This is a genomic window from Oerskovia douganii, assembly GCF_015142735.1.
Lineage (GTDB): Bacteria > Actinomycetota > Actinomycetes > Actinomycetales > Cellulomonadaceae > Oerskovia > Oerskovia douganii.
In genome coordinates, this window is record NZ_JACSPN010000037.1 from 22294 (window position 1) to 29413 (window position 7120).

Here is a 7120-nt window from a genome sequence, read left to right on the forward strand (position 1 = left end):
CTGACGTACGGCACCTCCAGGGGCTGCCGCACGGCTCCCGAGCAGCAGGCCGCGCGCCTACGCCGTGCGCAGCTCCACGGTCGCCGTGACCTGCGCGCCGTCGTTCAGCAGGCGGGCCGCCACGGCTCCCTGGGCCGCGAGGTCGCGCCACGTCTCGCCGAGCCACTGCTCGGCGTCGAACTGGTTGGTGAACGCCGGGCTCACGGGGGTCGTGAGCGCGCGCCCGTCCGCGTCGTCGAGCTCCCACACCCACTGGGGTCGGATCATCGTGCGCCTCCACCTCGGGCGTCCCGCACCAGGGACCGGTTGATGCTCGCTGCCCAGAACGGGCCGTTGTAGATCATGCCGGTGTAACCCTGCACGAGGTCGGCGCCCGCCGCCAGGTAGGCGCGCGCGTCGTCGGCGGTCGAGATGCCGCCCACGCCGATGATCGTGACGTCCGGGCCGAGGCGACCGCGCAGGCGGGCGACGACGTCGAGCCCGCGCTCGAGCAGCGGCGGGCCGGAGAGCCCACCCGGGCCCAGGTCGTGCCCGATCGTCGTGTTGACGGCCACGACGCCGTCGAGGCCGAGCTCGAGCGCGAGGTCGGCGACGGCGTCGACGTCCTCGTCCGCGAGGTCCGGGGCGATCTTGACGAGCAGCGGGACGCGGCGCACCCCGGCGGCGCGCGTCGCGTCGTCGGCCGCCTCGCGGACCGCCTGCAGGATGGGACGCAGGGCCTCGGTCGACTGCAGGTCCCGCAGGCCCGGGGTGTTGGGCGAGGACACGTTGACGACCAGGTAGTCGGCGTGGGGCGCGAGCAGCCCGGCGCTCGTCGCGTAGTCGCCCGCGGCGTCCTCGGCGGGCGTGACCTTGGTCTTGCCGATGTTCGCGCCGATCATGATGGCGCGCCCGGACGCCGAGCGCCTCAGGGCCTCGAGGCGCTGGGCCGCGGCCGCCGCGCCCTCGTTGTTGAAGCCCATGCGGTTGCGGATGCCGCGCAGCGACAGCTCACGCCACATGCGCGGCTTCTCGTTGCCGGGCTGCGCGTGCGCCGTCACGGTGCCGATCTCGATGAACGCGAAGCCCAGCATGGTCAGGCCACGGATCGCCCGGGCGTTCTTGTCGAACCCGCCAGCGAGCCCGAACGGCGCCGGGAACGAGCGGCCGAGCGCCTGGACGCTGCCGGGGCCGTTCGCGCCGCGGCCCAGGTACGGGGCGGCGGCGCCCTGGATCACGTCCCCCACGACGGGCGTGCGTCCCGCGAGGGAGATGACCGGGAACACCACCTCGTGCGCCGTCTCGGGGTCCATGTGCCTGAAGACGCCGTTGAAGAGGAGGGAGTACAGCCGGCTCATGCGAGATCCTTCGGTTCGGTGCTGGGGGTCTGGGGTGGTCGCGTGCGCCACAGCCACGTCAGGCCGACGACGGGCAGGACGAGCGGGACGAACCCGTACCCGATCCCGAAGTCGGACCACACGGTCGCCTCGGGGAACGCGGCAGGGTCGAGCAACGACCAGGCGCCGACGGCGAGCACGCCCACGAGCTCGACGCTCACCGCGGTCCAGGCCACGGACCGCGACGTCCGTGAGCCGCGGGCGAGCGCGACCGTCGCGACGACGTACACCACGGCCGCGAGCGCCGAGAGCCCGTAGGCGATCGGGGCCTCGTGCCAGTCGCGCAGGAGCTGGATCGAGGCGCGGGCCGTCGCGGAGACCGCGAAGATCCCGTAGACGAGGACCAGGACCCGGCCGAACCCGCTGCCGGTGCTGCGCGCGCCGCCGGGGGCCGGCTGGACGGGGGTGCCCGACGGCGGGGCGGTGCCCGCGGGGTCGGGTGCGGTCTCGGGGTTCTCGGGGTGCGTCACGCCGCTTCTCCTCAGGCGTTCCAGATCTGCCACAGCCGCCACTCCAGGAACGCGACGGTGACCGCCGCGGCCGCGAGCACGACCGAGCTCCAGCGGGTGCGCTCGGCGAAGGCCCACACGGCGGCGACGGGCAGGATGAACAGGGCAGTGATCAGATATCCCCAGAGCTTGACGGGGTCGCTCGCGGAGCTGCCCGTCGCCGCGAGGACTCCTGCGACGATCATCTGCAGGACGATCGCGCCCTCGATGACGGCACCGCCCCAGAGCTGCTTGAGGACGACGGCACGGTCGCGGGCGACGAACCACGCGGCCCAACCGGTGAGGGCTGCGCACAGCGCGACCACGAGGAGGACGAGGGGGAGGACCACGACGCCGAGCCTACCGGCGTCCGGCCCGCGGGCAGGAATCGCCCGCCGCACCCCGTGCCGATGGCTTCGCGCTGCGCAGCGGCTAGCATCGAGGCGTGGCTGAACTCACTCTCTCCAGCAAGAACCCGACCGGCGTGAAGGTGGACGCGCTCGTCGTCGGGACCCAGACGACCTCGGACGGCGTGGCCGTCGTGGGGGACGACCTCCCTCGCGACGTGGTCGCCGAGCTCGAGGCCCTCGCCCCGGCGCTGGGCATCACCGGTGCGCGCGACGAGGTGCGCACGGTGCCCGCGGGCTCGCTCCTCAAGGCCGGTGTCCTCGTCCTGACCGGGCTCGGCGCTCGTGACGAGTCGGGGACCTTCGCGGCCGAGACCCTGCGCCGTGCGGCGGGCGCCGCGGTGCGCGAGCTCAAGGGGGCCGCGTCGGTCGCGGTCGCCCTCCCCGCGCAGGACGAGGCCGAGGTCGCCGCGATCGCGGAGGGTGCGCTGCTCGGTGCGTACTCCTTCACGCGCTACCGCGACGTCTCGGGCGCCGCGGGCTCGACCAAGCCGGCCGGCACGGTCTCGACGATCGAGGTCCTCACGTCGCTCGCCCGGGGCTCGAAGGCCAAGGCTGCGGTCGAGCGGGCCGCGACGATCGCCGCCGCGGTCCACGCGACGCGCGACCTGGTCAACACCGCCCCGAACGACCTGTACCCCGCGGCGTTCGCCGACATCGCCAAGGCCGCGGCCAAGGGCACGGGCGTCAAGGTGACCGTGCTCGACGAGAAGGCTCTCGCGGCGGGCGGCTACGGCGGCATCCTCGCCGTCGGGCAGGGGTCCTCGCGCGGCCCGCGCCTCGTCAAGGTGTCGTACTCCCCCTCGCGCCCGCACACCAAGGTCGCGCTCGTGGGCAAGGGCATCACGTTCGACTCGGGCGGCATCTCGATCAAGCCCGCCAAGGGCATGGAGGCCATGAAGTCGGACATGGCCGGAGCTGCGGCCGTGCTGCACACCGTGCTCGCGGCGTCGCGGCTCGGGCTGCCCGTCGCGGTGACCGGTTGGCTCTGCCTCGCGGAGAACATGCCCTCGGGCACCGCGCAGCGTCCCTCGGACGTCATCACGATCCGCGGCGGCAAGACCGTCGAGGTCCTCAACACGGACGCCGAGGGCCGCCTCGTCATGGCCGACGGACTGGTCGCCGCGGTCGAGGAGAAGCCCGACGTCGTGCTCGACGTCGCGACCCTCACGGGCGCGCAGATGGTCGCGCTCGGCACGCGCGTCTCCGCGGTCATGGGGTCCGACGACGTCCGCAGCGAGGTCGTCGCCGCGGCCGAGGCGGCGGGCGAGCAGTTCTGGCCCATGCCCCTGCCCGAGGAGCTCGGCGCGTCGATGAAGTCGAAGGTCGCGGACATCGCGAACATCGGCGACCGGTTCGGCGGGATGCTCGTCGCGGGCCTGTTCCTCCAGGAGTTCGTGGGCTCGACCCCGTGGGCCCACCTCGACATCGCGGGCCCCTCGTTCAACGAGGGCTCGGCGTTCGGCTACACCCCGGTCGGCGGCACGGGCGTCGCGGTCCGCACCCTCGTCGAGCTGCTCGAGGCACGCGCGACGAAGTAGCCGGGAGCGGGGGGGGGGGGGGCCCCCCGCCCCCCCGATGCCCGACCGCGGAGCCGTCAGCGGATCACGGACGTCAGGAGGCGTCGAGGATGTCCACGACGAAGACCAGGGTCTCGTCCTGGAGCTCGTGGCCCTCTGCCGAGCCGTAGGCGAGCGCCGGCGGGATGACGAGCAGCACCTGGCTGCCGACGGTCTGGCCCGCCAGGCCCTGCGTCCACCCCTGGATGACGCCGGTCAGCGGGAAGCTCGCGGGCGTGCCGGAGTCCCACGAGGCCTCGAACTGCTCGCCGTCGAGCGTGTACCCCGCGTAGTGCGCGGTGATCGTGCTGTCGGCGGTCACCTCGGGACCGGACCCCTTGATGAGGGGCTGCACCACGAGCTCGGTCGGCGCGGTGTATCCCTCGGGGATCTCGACGCTCGGCTTGCCCGAGTCGTCGAGCGTGACGACGGGCAGCCCATCGGCCGGGGTCACGGCCTCGCCCTCGGCGCGCGTCGGGATCTCCTTGGTGGAGACGACCTCGACCAGGTTGATGACCGTCGTGACGCCGTCGGCGTCCTCGATCGGGTTGGCGAGGAGCATGCGCGTGCCGACCTTCTGGCCGATCAGCTCAGGGTTCAGGAGATCGAACTGCGGGTCGCCCAGGGTGAACGACTGCGGCGAGTCGGTCGCCCACGTCGACTCCCCTGCCTTGGCGGCGTCGGCGCCGTTGTAGGACACGAAGTGCATGGTGACCTGGTTGCCCTCGACGAGCTCCTCACCCGTCCCCTCGTTCACGATCCGCGTCGTGGGAGCCGAGACCTCGAGCCCGGGCTCGAACTCCAGGGTGGCCTCGGCCCCGGCGTCGCCGGTCACGGTGATGGCCTCGACCGCAGCGACGTCCGCAGCCGAAGGAGTCGGGATGCCGGAGCCGGTGGACTCGGAGGGCGACGGGCTGGCGCCGCCGTCGTTGCCGCTGGCGCAGCCGGAGAGGACGAGGGCGGTCCCCAGGGCGATCGCGACCAGGCCGCGAGAGGTACGGAGCTTCACAAGGATCCTTCGGTCGGGGGTTTCCGCGCACGACCGGGAGCGAACACGGACCGAGCACGGGTTGCAGGCCAGGTAACTCTAACGGCACTCTCTGAGAGGCCGCTGGGAGATGCTCCCACGGGTCGCCCGCGAAGGGTCGGCCCGGGCCCGACCGGGGCCGCCCGGGCGTCGGACGGCTGCTGTGCGGCCCCGCCCCGCTGCCCGGGCGCACCCGGCCCGAGCGCCCTCCGGCCGGGGGACAATGGACGGATGCCGTCGAAACGCCCCTCCCGCCGCAGACCCTGGGGAGCAGAGCCCGCCCCCCTCGACCTGGGGCGCGCCCTCGGTGGCCTGCGCTCGGAGTCCGGTCCCGACGGCGAGTGGTCGGTGCGGACCGTGCGGTCCGGGGACAAGTCCTACGTGTGCCCCGGGTGCCGCCAGACGATCCCGCCCGGCACCAGCCACGTGGTCGCCTGGGCCAAGGACTCGCTGTTCGGCGCGGAGTCCGCGCTCGAGGACCGCCGGCACTGGCACGCGGGCTGCTGGGCGGCCCGCGAGCGCCGGCGCTGACGCTCGCGCGAGACGGGCGGTCCCGCGCGAGACGGGTGCTCCCGGCGCGACGCAGCCACCTGTCTCGTGCCGGACCACCCGTCCGGCGCCCCGTCCGTCGCCGAGCCGTCGTCCGGAGGAACCGGCGGCTAGGCTCGGTCGTGATGAACGCGCACCGTCCCGACCTCGCGACCGACCGCCCCGACGAGCCCCCTGCACCGTCCGCCCCCGAGCAGCCGGCCACCCCGCAGCCCGAGCCGCCCACGGCCCCGGAGGGCCGACCGGCCGAGCACGGCGCCCCGATCCGCTCGCTCACGGTCCTGCCGGCCCGCCGCGAGGACGTCGAGCTGCACACCGCGGACGGCCTGACCCTCGTGGGCGAGCTCGCGCTCCCCGCGCACGCGACGCCGTCGGGCACGCTGATCACGCTGCACCCGCTGCCCACGCACGGTGGCTACATGGACTCCCACGTCTACCGCAAGGCCGCCTGGCGCCTGCCGGCGCTCGCGGACCTCGCGGTGCTGCGCTTCAACACGCGCGGCACGTCGTCGCCGCGCGGCACGAGCGAGGGGGCGTTCGACGGCGGCGAGGCCGAGCGCTTCGACGTCGCCGCCGCGATCGAGCTCGCCGAGTTCCACGACCTGCCGAACCGGTGGCTCGTGGGCTGGTCGTTCGGGACCGAGCTCGTGCTCAAGCACGGCACGGACCCGGGCATCGAGGGTGCGATCCTGCTGTCGCCGCCCCTGCACCGCGCGACCGACGAGGACCTCGACCGCTGGGCTGCGTTCGGCAAGCCGCTCGTGGTCCTGGTCCCCGAGCTCGACGACTACCTGCGCCCCGACGAGGCGCGCCGCCGGTTCGCGCGCGTGCCCCAGGCCGAGGTCATCGCGGTCGAGGGCGCCAAGCACCTGTGGGTCGGGGAGCCGTCGGTCCGCCGCGTGCTCGACGAGATCGTCGCGCACGTCCTGCCCGGCTTCCCCGTGCCGCTGCCCACGACGTGGGACGCGCAGACCGAGACCGGGACCGACACCGAGGCCTCCGACCAGGCCTCCTACGACGCGAGCCGCACGCACGTCCAGCCATCGACGACGGGACAGGAACCATGACCACGACCGATCGAAGCCTCGCCCTCCACACCCTGCGGCACGGGCACGGGCTGCCCGTGCTGCTCGTGCACGGCTTCCCGTTCGACCACCGCATGTGGCTCGACGTCGCCGCGGCCCTCCCGAGCGGCGTCACGGTCCTCGCGGTCGACCTTCCCGGCGCGGGGCAGAGCCCGCTGGGCGCGGAGCCCGCCTCGATCGAGGCCGCCGCGGACGGCGTGGTCGCCGCCGCACGGGCCGCGGGCGTCGAGCGTGCGGTCGTCGTGGGCATGTCGATGGGCGGCTACGTCGCGCTCGCGGTCGCGGAGCGCCACCCGGGCTTCGCGGTCGCGCTCGGCCTCGTCGACACCAAGTCCACGGCCGACACCGACGAGGCGCGGGCCAACCGCCTGCGCATCGCGGAGGCCGTCACGAGCAGCGCCACGGTGGACCCCGTGCTGGGCATGCCGGGGGCGCTCCTCGGGGCCACGAGCAAGGTCGCGCGCCCTGCGCTCACGGCCCGCCTCGAGGAGTGGATCCGTTCCCAGCGGCCCGACGGCGTCGCGTGGGCCCAGCGCGCCATGGCCGCCCGCCCGGACCGCACCCAGGTCCTGGCCGACTTCGCCGGTCCGGTCACCGTGGTCGTGGGGGAGGAGGACACCCTGACCCCT

Annotated in this window: 9 protein-coding genes; 4 read left to right on the forward strand and 5 right to left on the reverse strand. The window is 74.2% G+C overall.

Annotation, left to right across the window (positions count from 1 at the left end):
• Positions 1–57: 57 nt before the first annotated feature.
• Genes H9623_RS18255 through H9623_RS18270 form a run of 4 tightly spaced genes read right to left on the reverse strand, consistent with a single transcriptional unit; the run spans position 58 to position 2214 of the window.
• Positions 58–267 (reverse strand): hypothetical protein, encoded by a 210-nt coding sequence (locus H9623_RS18255; protein WP_193721430.1) that lies wholly within the window; start codon positions 265–267, stop codon positions 58–60.
• Positions 264–1337, reverse strand: coding sequence for a quinone-dependent dihydroorotate dehydrogenase (locus H9623_RS18260; RefSeq protein WP_193721431.1), 1074 nt, complete (start codon positions 1335–1337; stop codon positions 264–266). The genes H9623_RS18255 and H9623_RS18260 overlap by 4 nt, the downstream gene beginning before the upstream one ends.
• The gene (locus H9623_RS18265) at positions 1334–1846 is read right to left on the reverse strand and encodes a hypothetical protein (RefSeq protein WP_193721432.1); all 513 of its coding nucleotides are present in this window, start codon (positions 1844–1846) and stop codon (positions 1334–1336) included. Before H9623_RS18265 ends, H9623_RS18260 begins: the two co-directional genes overlap by 4 nt.
• A gap of 11 nt (positions 1847–1857) precedes the next feature.
• Positions 1858–2214 carry a hypothetical protein gene (locus tag H9623_RS18270; RefSeq protein WP_193721433.1) on the reverse strand — a complete coding sequence of 119 codons (357 nt, stop codon included), beginning with the start codon at positions 2212–2214 and terminating at the stop codon, positions 1858–1860.
• Positions 2215–2309: 95 nt separating this feature from the next.
• Here H9623_RS18270 and H9623_RS18275 point away from each other — a divergent pair, with 95 nt between their 5' ends.
• Positions 2310–3812, forward strand: a complete 1503-nt coding sequence (locus tag H9623_RS18275) for a leucyl aminopeptidase (RefSeq protein WP_193721434.1) — start codon at positions 2310–2312, stop codon at positions 3810–3812.
• Between the two features lie 73 nt (positions 3813–3885).
• Here the strand turns inward: H9623_RS18275 and H9623_RS18280 are convergent, their stop codons facing one another.
• Complete coding sequence (locus tag H9623_RS18280; RefSeq protein ID WP_193721435.1) at positions 3886–4839, reverse strand: FKBP-type peptidyl-prolyl cis-trans isomerase; 954 nt, start codon at positions 4837–4839, stop codon at positions 3886–3888.
• A 249-nt stretch (positions 4840–5088) separates the two neighbouring features.
• On the opposite strand from H9623_RS18280, the gene H9623_RS18285 reads away from it, so the two are divergent.
• From H9623_RS18285 to H9623_RS18295, 3 genes are all read left to right on the forward strand, one after another.
• Complete coding sequence (locus tag H9623_RS18285; protein ID WP_193721436.1) at positions 5089–5388, forward strand: hypothetical protein; 300 nt, start codon at positions 5089–5091, stop codon at positions 5386–5388.
• A gap of 143 nt (positions 5389–5531) precedes the next feature.
• Positions 5532–6473 carry an alpha/beta hydrolase gene (locus H9623_RS18290; RefSeq protein WP_407671986.1) on the forward strand — a complete coding sequence of 314 codons (942 nt, stop codon included), beginning with the start codon at positions 5532–5534 and terminating at the stop codon, positions 6471–6473.
• Positions 6470–7120, forward strand: a 651-nt coding sequence (locus tag H9623_RS18295) for an alpha/beta fold hydrolase (RefSeq protein WP_193721437.1), incomplete at its 3' end; no start/stop codon positions are given. The genes H9623_RS18290 and H9623_RS18295, both read left to right, overlap by 4 nt.